Annotated in this window: 12 protein-coding genes; 10 read left to right on the plus strand and 2 right to left on the minus strand. The window is 72.0% G+C overall.

Going from position 1 to position 16,376, the window contains the following annotated elements; genetic code table 11:
• Positions 1-23: 23 nt before the first annotated feature.
• The gene (locus tag AC07AW_RS38145) at positions 24-566 is read left to right on the plus strand and encodes a matrixin family metalloprotease (RefSeq protein ID WP_478820038.1); all 543 of its coding nucleotides are present in this window, start codon (positions 24-26) and stop codon (positions 564-566) included.
• On the plus strand, positions 563-1,099 hold the full coding sequence (locus AC07AW_RS38150; protein ID WP_478820039.1) for a hypothetical protein: 537 nt from the start codon (positions 563-565) through the stop codon (positions 1,097-1,099). The genes AC07AW_RS38145 and AC07AW_RS38150 overlap by 4 nt, the downstream gene beginning before the upstream one ends.
• Before the next feature lie 211 nt (positions 1,100-1,310).
• On the opposite strand, the gene AC07AW_RS38155 is transcribed toward AC07AW_RS38150, so the two are convergent.
• Positions 1,311-1,541 carry a hypothetical protein gene (locus tag AC07AW_RS38155; RefSeq protein ID WP_478820040.1) on the minus strand — a complete coding sequence of 77 codons (231 nt, stop codon included), beginning with the start codon at positions 1,539-1,541 and terminating at the stop codon, positions 1,311-1,313.
• Positions 1,542-1,767: 226 nt separating this feature from the next.
• Positions 1,768-4,857: an SARP-family global regulator AfsR gene (gene afsR, locus AC07AW_RS38160; RefSeq protein WP_478820041.1), complete on the minus strand. Its 3,090-nt coding sequence runs from the start codon at positions 4,855-4,857 to the stop codon at positions 1,768-1,770.
• Between the two features lie 215 nt (positions 4,858-5,072).
• Here afsR and AC07AW_RS38165 point away from each other — a divergent pair, with 215 nt between their 5' ends.
• The 8 genes from AC07AW_RS38165 to AC07AW_RS38200 all read left to right on the plus strand — a co-directional run bounded on the left by AC07AW_RS38165 (position 5,073) and on the right by AC07AW_RS38200 (position 16,311).
• Entirely contained in the window at positions 5,073-6,290 is a 1,218-nt protein-coding gene (locus AC07AW_RS38165; RefSeq protein WP_392157780.1) for an amidohydrolase family protein, read from the plus strand.
• 411 nt (positions 6,291-6,701) lie between these two features.
• Positions 6,702-7,784: a hypothetical protein gene (locus AC07AW_RS38170; protein WP_478820042.1), complete on the plus strand. Its 1,083-nt coding sequence runs from the start codon at positions 6,702-6,704 to the stop codon at positions 7,782-7,784.
• A gap of 173 nt (positions 7,785-7,957) precedes the next feature.
• On the plus strand, positions 7,958-8,875 hold the full coding sequence (locus tag AC07AW_RS38175) for a TIGR03619 family F420-dependent LLM class oxidoreductase (RefSeq protein WP_478820043.1): 918 nt from the start codon (positions 7,958-7,960) through the stop codon (positions 8,873-8,875).
• 11 nt (positions 8,876-8,886) lie between these two features.
• Positions 8,887-9,648, plus strand: coding sequence for an SDR family NAD(P)-dependent oxidoreductase (locus AC07AW_RS38180; RefSeq protein WP_478820044.1), 762 nt, complete (start codon positions 8,887-8,889; stop codon positions 9,646-9,648).
• Between the two features lie 99 nt (positions 9,649-9,747).
• Positions 9,748-10,872, plus strand: coding sequence for an LLM class flavin-dependent oxidoreductase (locus tag AC07AW_RS38185; protein ID WP_478820045.1), 1,125 nt, complete (start codon positions 9,748-9,750; stop codon positions 10,870-10,872).
• Positions 10,873-11,297: 425 nt separating this feature from the next.
• Positions 11,298-13,025 (plus strand): N-acyl-D-amino-acid deacylase family protein, encoded by a 1,728-nt coding sequence (locus AC07AW_RS38190; RefSeq protein ID WP_478820046.1) that lies wholly within the window; start codon positions 11,298-11,300, stop codon positions 13,023-13,025.
• Positions 13,022-14,479: an aldehyde dehydrogenase family protein gene (locus AC07AW_RS38195; protein ID WP_478820047.1), complete on the plus strand. Its 1,458-nt coding sequence runs from the start codon at positions 13,022-13,024 to the stop codon at positions 14,477-14,479. The genes AC07AW_RS38190 and AC07AW_RS38195 overlap by 4 nt, the downstream gene beginning before the upstream one ends.
• 260 nt (positions 14,480-14,739) lie before the next feature.
• A complete protein-coding gene (locus tag AC07AW_RS38200; protein ID WP_478820048.1) occupies positions 14,740-16,311 on the plus strand; it encodes an APC family permease in 1,572 nt (523 codons plus the stop codon).
• Positions 16,312-16,376: the final 65 nt, after the last annotated feature.

A 16,376-nucleotide genomic window follows, 5' to 3' on the forward strand; every position in this document is an offset into this window, starting at 1 on the left:
GTCGACGGCGCGAGGAGCACCCCATGAAGGCAGCCGGTTCCCTCACGGCGGCCGCGATCCTGACGTCGGGCCTCCTGCTCAGCCCGCACGGCGCGGCGGCCACCGCCGTCGACCCGGCGCCGTGCGTACGCGGCGAGTCCGAGACGCGCGGGGACTCCAGCGTGGACGGGAAGGAGCTGCGCTGGGAGGACGACAGCACGTACAACGACCCGCTGACCTGGGCCCACCGCGTCTGGTCCCTCGGGCTGGTGAAGATCGCCCCCGACGACGCCGGAAGCGTCAACGACCTGGAATGGCGCGACTACTCCAAGGCCGACGGCCACGGGGGCTACTGGCAGGGCAAGCCCGGCGTCGACTACATCTACCTGAACTCGTACTACCTGGACGGCCGCTACAAGGACCGCGACTCCCGCCGGCACGTCGCCGTCCACGAGCTCGGCCACGCCCTCGGCCTGTGCCACAAGCCGGACACCTGGGCCTCCGTGATGTGGACGAAGGTCGTCGACAACCCGCCGACGGAACCCACGCACCGGGACGAAGCGAACTACCGGAAACTCTGGAAGTGACCATGGAACGGAAGCGGATCGCCGGTCTCGTCCTCGCCGGGACGCTCGTCCTCGGCGCCACCGCATGGGCCGCGACGGAGGCCTTCACCGCCCGCACGACCCCCGTGCACGCCCTCTGCCTCCCCGACCTCTCGCACGACGAGTACGTGCCGGCCGCGATGAGCCACCTCGCCTACGCCACGGTCGAGGAGATCACCGGCTACGACCCGGACACCGACGGCGGCCCCGGCGGCATCCAGCGCGTCCGCCTCCGCGTCCTCCACCCCCTCAAGGGCGAGGTCCCCACCACGCTCACCCTCGGCCAGGGCGTCGGCCGCGACCCCCAGGGCCGCTACACGAGCCACGACCCCCTGTACCCGGTCCTGGTCCCCGGCCACACCTACGTCGTCGGCTACGCCCAGGACCCCGCCTACGGCGACGGCTACACCCGCTACGCGAAACAGGAACCCGACTCGGCCCTCACCCGCTGGACCACCTACGTGGCCCGCGGCGCGACGGCCCCACTGGCGGAGGGCTGCGGCGAGGGGGCGTGAGCGCACACGCCGGAGGGGCCGGGCAGCTGCCCGGCCCCTCCTTGTGCGGTGGTCCGATCGCGTTGCGCACGGGCCCTGCCCGGACGGATCCCCCCTGGTTCCGCCGGGCGTCCCCCGAGCCCGTGTGCTCCCCCGTCGACCGGACCTCCTCCGGCTGGCCCCGGCAGCTCCCCCGAAGTCGCCGCCGCGGCCGTTCCCCGTCGGGAGTGGCTTAGTTGGCCGGCTCGGTCGTGACGTGGATGTTGCCGAGCGGGGTGGCCGTGCCGCCGTCGACGGCCGTCGGCTCGTCGGTCACGTGGATGTTCTTGATACCGATCTTCTCGGCGATCGCGTCCGCGGCCGGCTCGTCGGTGACGTGGATGTTCTTCGTCTCCAGGTCGGCAAGCGCCGGCTCGCCCGTGACGTGGATGTTCGTCGGCTTGATGCTCGACTCGTCGCTCATCGCAATCTCCCGTTGTGGCGGTGTCAGTTGGGTCGTCGAGGTCCGCCCGCGCGCTCCCCCGTGGGCGAGCGGACGGACCTCCTCGCAGGGCCGCTCACCCTAGTGCGTCGGAGCGACGGCCTTACCAGCGACCCGTCTGCCCCCCGACGCGACGGATCGATGAGATGAGCATGGCTTGCGGCGATAAACGAATGATGAACGCCCGCGTCCCGGCCTCCTGAAGGCGTCAGGCGGCGGCGATCGGGCGCAGCAGCATCCGTACCTCCGCGGCCTCTGCCGAGCCCAGCTCCTCGTAGATGCCGAGGGCCTCCCGCCAGCAGACGGCGGCGCGGCCGCCCTGGCCGATCCCGGCGAGGGCCCGGCCGAGGACGGTCAGCACATTGCCCCGTCGCCACTCGCCGCCGATGTCACGAAGGACGGTGAGCGCCGTCTCGGCCTTGGAAGCGGCCTGGGCGTACCGGTGGGATGCGACGTCGACCTCCGCGATGCGGAACAGGGTCATGCCTTCCCAGAGCCGCTGGCGGCTGTCCCGGAAGACGTCCAGGGCCTCTGTCAGGCTCGCGGCCGCGTCGTCGAGCTGCCCGCTCTGGGTGAGCGCGACCCCCATGGCGTAGCGGCCGTTGGCGCCCTTGAGGGCGTGGCCCATCCTGTCGTACATGTCTGCTCCCCGGCGGGCGAGCGTGACCGCGCTCGTGGTCCGGCCGGTGAGCAGGTGGATGCGGGACAGATTGCACAGGGCACTGGCCTCGCCCGGACCGTCCTGGCAGTCCCGGAAGGCCTCGATGGCACGGTTGAGGAACTCCTCGCCCTCGTCGTACCGGTTGCGGTAGACGGCCATCACGCCGAGCGTGTTGGCCGCCCAGCACTGGGGGAGCCGGTCGTCGACGCCGTTCGCGAGGCGCATGGCCTCTCTGGCCTCTCCGTCGGCCTGCTCGAAGCGGCCGGAGACGTGGTGCACGTACGCGAGCGTGATCGCGGCGCGGCTCTCGGCACGGACTTCCCCCGCCCCGTTCGCCGCCTCCCGCAGCACCGTCGCCACCGCCTCGTACTCCTTCGAGTTCGCGCCCGACTCCGCCAGGTCGAGGGACGCCCACAGGAGGTCCACCGCTCGGCGGAGGGTCGTCGGTGACGAAGCCGACTGGCGTACGCACGCCAGGAGACAGTTCGCCTCCGCGTACAGCCAGTCCTGGGCCTCGTGGCGGTCCGTGAAGGTGAGGCCCTCGTACGACGTCGGTTCCAGGTGGTCCACCAGACGGTCGCCCGGGCGCTCGATCGCGTACACCCTCGCCGCCGTCGACAGGTAGAAGTCCAGGAGCCGGGAGAGCGCCGCCTCCTTCTCCGACGGGGGCTGTTCGTCGCGGTCCGCGCACGCACGCGCGTAGAGCCGGACCAGGTCGTGGTACCGGTAGCGGCCGGGCGCCGCCGATTCGACCAGCGACGTGTCCACCAGGGCCTCCAGGAGGTCCTCCGTGTCCCACAGGGGGAGGTCCAGGACCGCCGCCGCTGCCGCCAGCGAGATGTCCGGGCCGTCCGCCAGGCCCAGGAGCCGGAACGCCCTCGCCTGCGCCGGTTCCAGCTGCCCGTAGCCGAGTTCGAACGTCGCCTTCACCGCCAGGTCGCCCGCCTGCAGCTCGTCCAGCCGGCGACGTTCGTCCGCCAGCTTCGCCGCGAGCACCGAGACCGTCCACGTACGGCGCGCCGCCAGGCGCGAGGCCGCGATGCGGATCGCCAGGGGGAGGAAGCCGCACGCCGCGACCACGTCCAGGGCCGACTCCCGTTCGGCTCCCACCCGCTCCTCGCCGACGATACGGGTGAACAGCTGGAGCGCCTCCTCCGGGGACATCACGTCCAGGTCCACCAGGTGCGCCCCCGCCAGGTCGACCATCCGGATACGGCTCGTGACCAGGGCCGCGCAGCCCGCCGTACCCGGCAGCAGGGGGCGGATCTGGGCCGCGTCCCGGGCGTTGTCCAGCAGGACCAGGACCCGGCGGCCGTCCAGCGTCGAGCGGTACAGCGCCGCCCGGTCCTCCAGCGAGTCCGGGATCGCCGAGTCCGCCGTGCCGAGCGCCCGGAGGAACGAACCGAGCACCGTCTCGGGCGCGGCCGCGCGGTTGCCCGCGCCCTGGAGGTCCACGTACAGCTGACCGTCCGGGAAGTGCGGCCGGGCCTCGTGGGCGACATGCACGGCGAGCGTCGTCTTGCCGACGCCGCCGATGCCCGCGAGCGCCGAGACCGCCATGACCGATCCCTCGGCCGTGGCGAGACGCGTGCCCAGTTCCCGTACGAAGGACGACCGGCCCGTGAAGTCCGGGACCGTCGCCGGGAGCTGCGCCGGGCGGGCGACCGGCGCCGCCGTCGGCGCCGGCTCCTCGACCGGGCGGGCGAGTTCGGCGTCGGCCTGGAGGATGCGCTGCTGGAGCCGGGAGAGCTCCGGGGTCGGGTCCACTCCCAGTTCGTCCGCGAGGAGCCGGCGCGTGTCCGCGTACACCGCGAGGGCTTCCGCCTGCCGGCCGCTGCGGTAGAGCGCGAGCATCAGGAGCTCGCGCAGGCGCTCCCGCAGCGGGTGCGCGGCGGTCAGCGCGGTCAGCTCGGACACGGCCTCCGCGTGCGCGCCGACCTCCAGGTCGATGTCCAGGCGGGTTTCGAGGAGGGTGAGCCGCCACTCCTCCAGGCGGGTCCGCTGCGTCTCGGCGTACGGGCCGGGCACAGAGGCCAGCACCTCGCCGTCCCACAGGTCCAGCGCCTCGGCGAGCTTCGCCCGCGCGGCCGTCCGGTCCCCGGCCGCGCGCAGCTTGTCCGCCTCGGCGGCCAGCTCCTGCGCCTCGGTCACGTCGAGCGCGGTCGTCCGCAGGGCGTACCCGCCGGACTCGCTGACCAGGACCTTCGGGTCGAGGGCCTTGCGGAGCCGGGAGGCGTACGTACGGACCGCGGCGAGCGCCTGGGAGGGCGGTTCCTCGCCCCACAGCGCGTCGATCAGCTCGTGCGCGGTGGCGGTGCGGCCGCCGCGCAGGAGCAGCGCGGCGAGCAGGGCGCGCTGCTGCGGGGAACCGGTGGGGACGGGTTCGCCGTCGCGCCACGCGCGGACGGGGCCGAGCACGCCGAAGCGGAGCCCGCCGGAGGCGTCTCCCTTCGTGCCGGGGGTGTTCCCGTTCGTGTCGGTGCCGGGTCGTGCGTCAGTACCCGTGTTCCCGTGCGTCTCGGTGCCGGGTCGTGCGTCTGTACCCGCGTTCGTGTTCGCGTTCGTGCCGGGCCGTATGTCCGTACCCGCGTTCGTGTCGGTGCCCGTCTCTTCGTGCGCCGGGGCTGCCGAGCCCATCCTCGGAGCCCGCTGCGCCGGAACTCGCGGCCCGTTCTCACGGTCCATCGCTCCCCCTGCCCCTACCGCTGGTTTCGCCCAGGACAGTCTGCCTTGTCCGGAGGGAGTCCGTCAGCATCGGGTCGGCCGTTGTGCGGCCCGTTGCGGAGCCGTTGCACGGCCGTTCTGGCTCCCACTAGCTGACGGACCGTCAGATCGGCGCTACCGTGAAACCCATGGAGACCTTCCCGAAGATCATCTCGGTGGACGACCACACCGTGGAGCCCCCGCACGTCTGGCGGGACCGGCTCCCGTCCCGGTACCACGACACCGGCCCCCGGATCGTCCGCGCCCCGCTCAAGGAAATGACCTTCCTCGGCGGCAAGTTCGCCCCCGTCATGGGTGCCAAGGGAGACGACGGGCCGATCGGCGACTGGTGGGTGTACGAGGACCTCCACCGGCCCCTCACCCGGCTCGACACCGCCGTCGGCTACGACCGGGACGAGATACGCCTCGAAGTCATCACCTACGAGCAGATGCGGCCCGGCTCCCACTCCGTGCCGGACCGGCTCGCCGACATGGACGTCAACCACGTCCAGTCCGCCCTCTGCTTCCCCACCTTCCCCCGCTTCTGCGGGCAGACCTTCACCGAGGCGAGCGACCGCGAGCTCGGGCTCCTCTGCGTCCGCGCCTACAACGACTGGATGGTCGAGGAGTGGTGCGGGCCCGAGGCGCACGGGCGGCTCATCCCGCTCACCCTCATCCCGCTCTGGGACCCCGAGCTCGCCGCCGCCGAGGTCCGGCGGAACGCCGCACGCGGGGTCCGGGCCGTCGCCTTCTCCGAGATCCCGCCGCACCTCGGGCTCCCCTCGGTCCACACGGACCACTGGGACCCCTTCTTCCGCGCCTGCGACGAGACCGGCACGGTCATCGCCATGCACATCGGCTCCTCCAGCCGCATGCCGTCCACCTCCGCCGACGCCCCGCCGGCCGTCGGCTCCACCATCACCTTCGCCAACTGCTGCTTCTCGATGGTCGACTGGCTGATGAGTGGCAAGTTCGAGCGCTTCCCGAACCTGAGGATCATGTACGCCGAGGGGCAGATCGGCTGGATCCCGTACATCCTGGAGCGCGCCGACGTCGTCTGGGAGGAGAACCGCGCCTGGGGCGGCGTCGCCGACAAGGTCACGCGCCCGCCGTCCGAGCTCTTCGCGGACCACGTCTTCGGCTGCTTCTTCGACGACGCCTTCGGGCTCCGCAACCTCGATGCGATCGGGGCGGGGAACGTCCTGTACGAGACGGACTACCCGCACTCGGACTCCACCTGGCCCAAGTCGAAGGAGGTCGGGGAGGCCCAGATGGGTCACCTGCCCTCCGATGTCGTCGAGCGGATCGTCCGCGGCAACGCGATCGACCTCCTCGGGCTGTCCCCGGAAGGGCTCTGGCGGCCGTAGGGCCTGGTCATCGGCTCGCGGCCGGGTCCTCCGCAGGGGGCCCGGCCGCTTCCGTCTGTCGCCCCATTGGCCCAACGAGGCCGCCCCCTGATGGCGGAGTGTCACGGACTGCGTGCAAATAGTAGTCAAGTGTGCGTTTCTTGCACATCACGAGACAGCCATGGTGGACCTCCCCCGGGGGCGTTCACGAACGGAGCCTGCGACATGACCACCGACCTCCCACACATACATCCGGCGGACGACGACGTAGAACCGACCACAGAGTCCGCAGAGCCCACAGAGCCGCGCCCGGGGCCGTCCCGCCAGTCGGTTGTCTCCTCGTCCCCGGTGCTCGACCCGTCCCCGGTACTCGACGCGCCTCCCTTCCCCGACCGGCCGACGGCGCCCCCCGCCGTATCGGGCGGTCCGGTCGTGACGGAGTTCCCGGTCGCGGCGGCGCTCCCGGCCGACCCGGAGTCCCCGGCCGGCCCGGGGGCGCAGGCCACCGCTGAGTCCCTGGTCGGCCCGCAGCCCGACACCACCCCCGAGCCGTCCACCCTCGAGCCGTCCACCTCCGAGCCGTCCACCTCCGAGCCGTCCGCCCACGAGCCGTCCACCCTCGAGCCGTCCACCCACGACGAGTCCGCCCCCGACGAGTCCGGTGACGAAGCCGTCCACATGCTGCTGCGGACGGCCGCCACCGAGCGGCCCGTGGAGGAGGTCGCCACACTCGTGGCCCGCCTCCAGGAGACCGGCGAGCTGTCCAGTCCCGCGGACGTGGCGCTCCGCGCGGCGGCCGTCACCCGCCCGCTGGACGAGGTGCGCCAACTGCTCGCGCTGCTGAACGCGTCCGGATACGACCTCCACCAGGCCGAGACCACGCTGCGCGCCGCGGCGGTGGGCCGGTCGGTCGATGACGTGGTCCAGCTCGTCGGCATCCTCGGTGCCGACAGTCGCGACTGGCAGTCCACCACGAGCGGGGACGAACCGCAGAAGGCCGAACCCGGGGGAGCCGCACTGGTCGCCACGGTCCCCAAGCGGGCCGGCGGCGCCTCCAAGGGGCGGAAGTCCGCGCTGGACGGCGCACTGGCCGCGGGTCCCGGAAGTCACGTCTCCTCTCCCGCGCTGCGGTCGGTGCTGCGCTGGCCCGCGGCGGTCGCGCTGTTCGTCTGCGGCCTCGTCCATCTGCCGACGGACCTCGACGGCCTGCGCTCGGGCGGTGACGCGCAGGCGCTGTCCGTGGTCGTCACCGTGCTCTGCCTGGCGTGCGCGGTGTGGCTCGCGGCCCGGGACACCCTGATCGCCTGGGCCGCCGCAGCGGGTGTCGCCGTCTTCGTGATCGCGCTCCACGGAGTGGCGGGCGCGCGCACCGTCGAGCTGCTGAGCGGCAGCCTCGGCACCACCTTCGCCTGGGCCAAGGCACTGGCGCTCCTGAGCGCCGTGGCCGTCGTCTGCCTGGCCGCCACGGCCGTGGTGCGCCACGCGAGGGCGACCGGCGCGGCGGGCAGCGCCTGACCCGCGGAAGGACGCACCGAAGGACGAAGGTTCCCCCCGCTCGGGCAGCTCCGCGCTGCCTGAGCGGGGGCGTGTCGGGTACCCGGAACCTCCTACCCCTTGCCTGATGGATCGTCAGGTACGAGCATGGGCCTGCTCGCCGAAGTGACGGTCCGTCAGGTAAGGGGTTTCCCATGGTGGTCTACGGCATGCAGCTGCCGGTCCAGTCGCAGAGCACCCTCTACGCCGAGCCCTGGGAGGCGGCCGCGGGCCCGGCGGACCTGCTCGCCGTCGCCCGGGCCGCCGAGGCCCACGGCTTCGACTACCTCGCGAGCTGCGACCACGTCGCCATCCCGCGCCGGCTCGCCGGGCCGATGAGCACCGTCTGGTACGACCCGGTCGCCACGCTCTCCTTCCTCGCCGCCGCCACCGAGCGGGTCCGGCTCCTCTCGCACGTCGCCGTCGTCGGCCTGCGCCATCCGCTCGTCACGGCCAAGGCGTACGCGACGCTCGACCACCTCTCGGGCGGCCGGCTCGTCCTCGGGGTCGGTGCCGGGCACGTCCAGGAGGAGTTCGAGGTGCTCGGCGTGGACTTCGCCCGCCGGGGCGCCGTGCTCGACGAGACCGTCGACGCGCTGCGGGCGGCCCTCGGGCCCGAGGAGTACCCGGAGCACCTGGGGGAGCGGTTCGCCTTCAAGGACCTCGGGCAGCTGCCCCGGCCCGCGCAGGAGCGGGTCCCGCTCTGGGTGGGCGGCTCCTCGCCGGCCGCCGTGCGCCGCGCCGCCCTCAAGGGCGACGGCTGGCTGCCGCAGGGCGACCCGCGCGAGAAGCTCGCCGGGCAGATCGCGACGCTGCTGCGGCTCCGTACCGAGGCCGGGATCGCGGAGCCGGTCACCGTCGGCGCGATCACCGAGGCGCTGTACGTCGGCGCGCCCGGCTGGGAGGTCGGCAGGCGCACCCTGAGCGGCCGTCCGGAGGAGCTCGCCGCCTCCCTGCGCGCGTACGGGGAGATGGGCGTGCACCAGATCCAGGTCCGGTTCCGGTCCCGGAGCCGTACCGAACTCATCGACCAGATGGCGGCCTTCGGCACGGAGGTCGCACCTCATCTCTAAGGAGTGCGGGCATGGGCAAGCTCGACGGGCGGGTCGTCCTCGTCACCGGGGCGGCGCGCGGGCAGGGCGAGCAGGAGGCGCGGCTGTTCGCCGCCGAGGGGGCGAAGGTGGTCCTCGGGGACGTCCTGGACGACGCGGGGGAGGCGCTGGCCAAGGAGCTGGGGGAGGACCGGGCCGCGTACGTCCACCTGGACGTGACGAGCGAGGAGGACTGGACGGCGGCCGTGACGGCGACCAAGGAGCGGTTCGGGAAGATCGACGGGCTCGTCAACAACGCGGGCATCCTCCGCTTCAACGAGCTGGTGGCGACACCCCTGGAGGAGTTCCAGGCGATCGTGTCCGTCAACCAGACCGGCTGCTTCCTGGGCATCCGCACGGTCGCGCCCGAGATCGCGGCGGCCGGCGGCGGGACGATCGTCAACACCGCCTCGTACACCGGTCTGACGGGGATGGCCGGGGTCGGCGCCTACGCCGCCTCCAAGCACGCCGTTCTCGGTCTCACCCGGGTCGCCGCCCTGGAGCTGGCCGCGAAGGGTGTCCGGGTGAACGCGGTCTGCCCGGGTGCGATCGACACCCCCATGAGCAACCCGGAGGGCGTGGATCCGGCGGCCACGGCCGAGCTGTACCGCAAGCTCGTGCCGCTCGGGCGGATCGGGCGGCCGGAGGAGGTGGCGGCCCTCGCGCTCTTCCTGACCGGGGAGGAATCGGCGTACATCACGGGCCAGCCGTTCGTGATCGACGGCGGCTGGCTGGCCGGCGTGAGCCTCTTCTGACGCCTCGTCAGGTATTGACGCACCTGCGCCGCGGTGCGAGAGTCGGGCACATCAAGGAATCTGACGGATCGTCAGAAACAATGAGGACGGTGAACCCCCTTGGAATTCGGGATCTTCGTACAGGGATACGTCGGCAAGCGCGCCGAGACCGATCCCGAAGCCGAGCACAAGGCCCTCATGGAGGAGACCGAGTACGTCATCCAGGCCGACAAGTCCGGCTTCAAGTACGCCTGGGCCTCCGAGCACCACTTCCTGGAGGAGTACTCGCACCTCTCCGCCAACGACGTCTACCTGGGCTACCTCGCCCACGCCACCGACCGGATCCACCTCGGCTCGGGCATCTTCAACCCCCTCGCCCCCGTCAACCACCCGGTCAAGGTCGCCGAGAAGGTCGCGATGCTCGACCACCTCTCCGGCGGCCGCTTCGAGTTCGGCTCCGGGCGCGGGGCGGGCTCCCACGAGATCCTCGGGTTCATGCCGGGCATCACCGACATGAACCACACGAAGGAGATCTGGGAGGAGACCATCGCCGAGTTCCCCAAGATGTGGCTCCAGGACGAGTACGTGGGCTTCCAGGGCAAGCACTGGTCGCTGCCGCCCCGCAAGGTCCTCCCCAAGCCGTACGGGAAGTCCCACCCCGCCATGTGGTACGCGGCCGGGTCCCCCTCCTCGTACGCCATGGCCGGGAAGATGGGCCTCGGCGTCCTCGGCTTCAGCGTCCAGAAGGTCTCCGACATGGAGTGGGTCGTCGAGTCCTACAAGAACGCGATCAAGGAGGCCAAGGCGGTCGGCGACTTCGTCAACGACAACGTCATGGTCACCTCGACCGCGATCTGCGCCGAGACCCACGAGAAGGCCGTCGAGATCGCGGTCGGCGGCGGACTGAACTACCTCCAGTCCCTCCTCTTCCGCTACCACGACACCTTCCCGCGGCCCGAGGGCATCCCCGAGTGGCCCGAGCTCCTCCCCGAGTACTCGGCCGAGATCATCGAACTCCTCATCCAGGAGGAGCTGATGATCTGCGGCGACCCGAGCGAGGTGCTCGCGCAGTGCAAGCGCTGGGAGCAGGCCGGGGCCGACCAGCTGTCCTTCGGCCTCCCGATCGGGATCTCGTACGAGGACACGATGAACTCGATCAAGCTGATCGGGGAGCACGTGATTCCGGAGATCGACACGGACCCGGTGCACCGGACGACCCGCATGCGGCAGTCGTCGGGTTCCTGACGCCGCCGCCCCCCGTGTGGGGCCCGCGCGCGACTGGGCGGCTCCCCCGCCCGTGTGGGCAATCGTCCCGCTGGGGCGGGACGGGTGGGCACACGGGACGGCGCCCTCAGCGGCGCCTCCGCGTCTCGTGCCTGGACCCGCACCACCAGCGATGGTGCACACGGGGTGCGGGTCAGGGCGCGGGAGCCTCGGGCGCCGGCAGGGGCGCCGTTCCGTTGTGCCCACCCGTTCCGCCCCTTGCGGAACGCCTGCCCACAACGGGGCGCGCGGGCCCACAACGGGGGGCGCGGGCCCGCAACGGGCGGGAGGTCCAGAAGCGCGGGGCGGTGTCTTCCCGGACCGCCGCCCCGTACCGGCCCCGGCCGGGGCCCCGCGGCGGCCCCGGTCCGGGGCACACCCACGTTCACGGACAGAGAGGGACCGTCATGCTCGACCACCTGATCACGGGCGCCACCGTCGTGGACGGCACGGGCGCCCCCGGCCACGTCGCCGACGTCGGCATACGCGACGGGCGGATCGTCTTCCCCGGGCCCGGCGCCACCGCCCGTACCACCGAGGACGCCACCGGCCTCGTCCTCGCGCCCGGCTTCGTCGACCCGCACACCCACTACGACGCCCAGCTGTTCTGGGACCCGTACGCCACCCCGTCCATGAACCACGGCGTGACCACCGTCGCCGGCGGCAACTGCGGCTTCACCCTCGCGCCCCTCCACCCGGACCGGCCCGAGGACGCCGACTACACGCGCCGCATGATGTCGAAGGTCGAGGGCATGGCCCTCAAGGCCCTGGAGGAGGGCGTCGACTGGGGCTGGTCCTCCTTCGCCGAGTACCTGGACGCCCTCGACGGCCGCATCGCCGTCAACGCCGGCTTCATGGTCGGCCACTGCGCCCTGCGCCGGTACGTGATGGGCGCGGACGCCGTCGGCGGACAGCCCACGGAGGAACAGCTCGCGCAGATGGTGGCTCTCCTCAAGGAGGCCATGGACGCCGGCGCCTGGGGGCTCTCCACCACCCAGTCCTCCACCCACTCCGACGGCGACGGCGCCCCCGTCGCCTCCCGGCACGCCACGCCCGCCGAGCTGATCGCCCTGTCGAAGGCCGTCGGCGAGCACGAGGGCACGCAGCTGGAGGCCATCCTCGCCGGGTGTCTCGACCAGTTCTCCGACGACGAGATCGAGCTGTTCGTCGAGATGACCGCCGCCGCCGGGCGGCCCCTCAACTGGAACGTCCTCACCATCGACGCCGCCGTCCCCGAGCGCGTCCCCCGCCAGCTCACCGCCTCCGAGCGGGCCCGCAAGTCCGGCGGCCGGATCGTCGCCCTCACGATGCCGATCCTCACCCCCATGAACATGTCCCTCGGGACCTTCTGCGCCCTCAACCTCATCCCCGGCTGGGGCGAGATCCTCGCCCTCCCCGTCCCCGAGCGGATCGCGAAGCTCCGCGACCCCGAGGTGCGGGCCGAGATGCTGCTGCGCGCGGACTCGAAGGAGGCCGGGGTCTTCCGGCGGCTCGCGCACTTCGGCCGGTACGTCATCGGCGACACGTACAGCCGGGAGAACGAGGGCCTCACCGGCCGGGTCGTGCGGGACATCGCGGCCGAGCGCGGCCAGGACCCCTTCCAGGCCCTCGTCGAGATCTGCGCCAACGACGACCTGAGGACCGTCCTCTGGCCGATGCCCAGCGACAACGACCCGGCCTCCTGGGCGCTGCGCCGGGAGACCTGGGACCACGAGGACGTCCTGCTCGGCGGCTCGGACGCGGGCGCGCACCTGGACCGGATGTGCGGCGCCCCGTACACCACCCGCTTCCTCGGCGACTGCCTCCGCGGCCGGAAGCTGGTCCCCCTGGAGCGGGCGGTGAAGATGCTGAGCGACGACCCGGCCCGGCTCTTCGGGCTCCGGGAGCGCGGCCGGATCGCGGAGGGCTTCCACGCCGACCTGGTCCTCTTCGACCCGGAGCGGATCGACGCGGGCCCGGCGACCCTCGTGCACGACCTGCCGGGGGACAGCCCGCGCCTCGACTCGCGCGCGGTGGGGATCGTGTCGGTACGGGTCAACGGCGTGGAGACGGTACGGGACGACGAGGTGACCGGCGCGGTACCGGGGAAGGTGCTGCGCTCGGGCCGCGACACGAGGACGGTGAGCACACGATGACCCGGATCGAGCGCCTCTATATAGGGGGAGAGTGGGTCGAGCCCGACGGTGGCCACTACGAGGTGATCGACCCGGCCTCCGAGGAGGTCGTCGGCCTCGCGCCCGAGGCCTCCCGGGCCCAGGTGTACGAGGCGGCCGCCGCCGCCCGCGAGGCCTTCGCGACCTGGTCCCGTACGAGACCGGAGGAGCGGGCGGCGATCCTCGACCGGGCCGCGGACCTGATGGCCCGGGACGCCGAGGCGAACACGCTCCTCGCCCGGGCCGAGACGGGCGCCACGACCGGCACCGCGCGCGGGATGCAGGTCGCGGTCGGCTCCTCCCGCTTCCGCCGGTACGCGCGCGGGGCGATGGAGCCGGTCGAGCAGGCCCTGCCCCCGCAGATCAACGAGGCCGGCCCGATGGGGAAGGCCGGGGTGTTCGGCGCGGTGGCGGTGCGGCGCCCGGTCGGCGTCGTCACCTGCATCACCTCGTACAACAACCCCTGGGCCAACCCGGCGGGCAAGATCGCCCCCGCGCTCGCCATGGGCAACACGGTCGTGGTGAAGCCGGCCCCGCAGGACCCGCTCTCCGTGTACGCGATGACCCGCGCCCTGGAGGAGGCCGGGGTCCCGGCGGGCGTGGTGAACGTCGTCACCGGCTCCGCGCAGGCGGTCGGCGAGGCGGCCGTCGACTCCCCGGACGTCGACATGGTCTCCTTCACCGGCTCCACGGCCGTCGGGCAGGCGATCGGCGAGGTCTGCGGCCGCTCGCTCAAGCGGCAGCTGATGGAGCTCGGCGGGAAGGGGGCCGCGCTCGTCTTCGACGACGCCGACCTGGACGCGGCCGTCATGGGCATCGGGACGACCTTCGCCTTCTACAGCGGGCAGATCTGCACCGCCCCGACCCGGGTCCTCGCCCAGCGCGGGATCTACGAGCGGCTGATCGAGAGGCTCACCGGCTATCTGGCCTTCATGAAGGTGGGGGACCCGGCGGAGCAGGGGACGGTGGTCGGCCCGGTGATCTCGGCGGCCCACCGCGACCGGGTGGAGTCGTACATCGAGCTGGGGAGGAAGGAGGGGGCCCGGGTCGTCGCGGGCGGCGAGCGCCCGGACTTCGCCCGGGGCTTCTACGTGGCCCCGACGCTGCTCGCCGACTGCACCAACGAGATGCGGGTGGTCCGGGAGGAGATCTTCGGGCCGGTCGTGGTGGTCGTGCCCTTCGACGACGAGGAGGAGGGGATCGCGCTCGCGAACGACAGCGACTACGGGCTGATCGACTACGTGTGGTCCGGCGACGTGGCCCGCGCCTTCCGTGTCGCGGCCCGGCTGCGGGCCGGCGGGGTGGGCGTGAACACGATCGGCCGGAACATGGAGGCGCCGTTCGGCGGCTTCAAGAAGAGCGGTGTCGGGCGGGACGTGGGCTCGTACGCGCTGCACGCGTACAGCGAGCTGCAGGCGGTCGTCTGGCCGGGGTGACAGCCCGGGACGACCGGGGTGAGAAGCGTCTCCAAAGTCGCACGGGAAATTTTGAAACCGGACATTTGGGGTGCAGCTGCGGTTCCCGCATATCGGACACTCGCCGCCGGACCTACCGGATGGTCGGCTCGCCTAGTTGGTCGATCTTTCAATCATTGGCGGGTGTCCGGATTCGACCTCGCAATGCAAGGTCATGATCGATCAAGTGAGCGGAGTCCAGTCCTCCGGATATGGAAACCGCAGCATTTAACGTCGAATTCATGACTCAGGTGGATGTACGGCAGCAGGCCGGAGACACGGCAGGGGGCACCGATGCCCCGGGCAGCGCCTCCGGCGTGCGCACCAAGGGCCTCGGCGGCAACTCCGTGGGCCTCCTCGGCAGCGCCGTCATCGGCATCTCGACCGTCGCCCCCGTCTACTGCCTGACCTCCACGCTCGGCTCCACCGCCGGCGAGGTCGGACTGCAGATGCCCGCCGTCTTCCTCGCGGGCTTCCTGCCGATGCTGCTCGTCGCGTTCGCGTACCGCGAACTCAACAAGCGCATGCCCGACTGCGGCACCTCCTTCACCTGGACCGTGAAGGCCTTCGGCCCCAAGGTCGGCTGGATGTGCGGCTGGGGCCTGGTCATCGCGACGATCATCGTGCTGTCCAACCTGGCCGGCGTCGCGACCTCGTACTTCTGGCTGCTCGCCGGTGAGATCAGCGGCAACGACTCGATCGCCGCCCTGGACGACAACAAGGCCGTCCACATCCTCACCTGCCTCACCCTGATCGCCGCCGCGACCGCGATCAGCTACCGCGGCATGACCGCCACCAAGGGCGTGCAGTACACCCTGGTCGGCCTCCAGCTGGCCGTCCTCCTGGTCTTCGTCGTCATGGCCTTCTCCAAGGCCGGCTCGGTCGACTTCCCGACCGGGGCGAGCTTCTCCTGGTCCTGGCTGAACCCCTTCTCCGTCGGCTCCTTCGCGGCCTTCACCGCCGGCCTCTCGCTGTCGATCTTCATGTACTGGGGCTGGGACACCTGCCTCACGGCCAACGAGGAGACCACCGACAGCGACAAGACCCCGGGCCGCGCCGCGCTCATCTCGATGGTCGTCCTGGTCGGCTCCTACCTGGCCACCGGCATCGCCGCCCAGATGGTCGTCGGCTCCGGCGACCAGGGCCTCGGCCTCGCCAACCCGGAGACCTCCGACAACGTCTTCGCCGCCCTCGCGGGCCCGGTCATGGGCCCCGCCCTCGGCATCGCGCTCTTCGTCGCCGTCCTCGCCTCCGCCGCCGCCAGCCTGCAGACCACCTTCATCCCGGTCGCCCGCACGGTCCTCGCCATGTCCAGCTACGAGGCGCTGCCGCCGTCCTTCGCCCGGGTCCACCCCGTCTTCAAGGTCCCCGGCAAGGCCACGATCGTCGCCGGCGTCGCGACCGGCGTCTTCTACACCGTGATGACCCTGGTCAGCGAGAACGTCCTGGTCGACACCATCTACGCGCTCGGCCTGATGATCTGCTTCTACTACGCGCTCACGGCCTTCGCCTGCGTCTGGTTCTTCCGCGCCGAGCTCTTCCGCTCCGCCCGCGACCTCGCCTTCAAGGGCGTGATCCCGTTCCTCGGCGGCCTGATGCTGACCGCCGTCTTCGGCAAGACGCTCTACGACATGTGGGACCCGGCGTACGGCTCCGGCTCCGCGGTCTTCGGCGTCGGCTCGGTCTTCGTGATCGGCGTCGGACTGCTGCTCCTCGGCGTGGTGATCATGCTGGTCATGCAGCGGAAGAGCCCCGCGTTCTTCCGCGGCGAGATCCTCACGAAGGAGACCCCGTCCCTGGTGGTCGCCGACTGACGCCCTCCCGAGGCGTCCCCGAAACGCGAGGGTGGCGGGCCCGTGGGGGGTCCCGTCACCCTTGC

It is taken from the genome of Streptomyces sp. NPDC044003, from assembly GCF_056435185.1.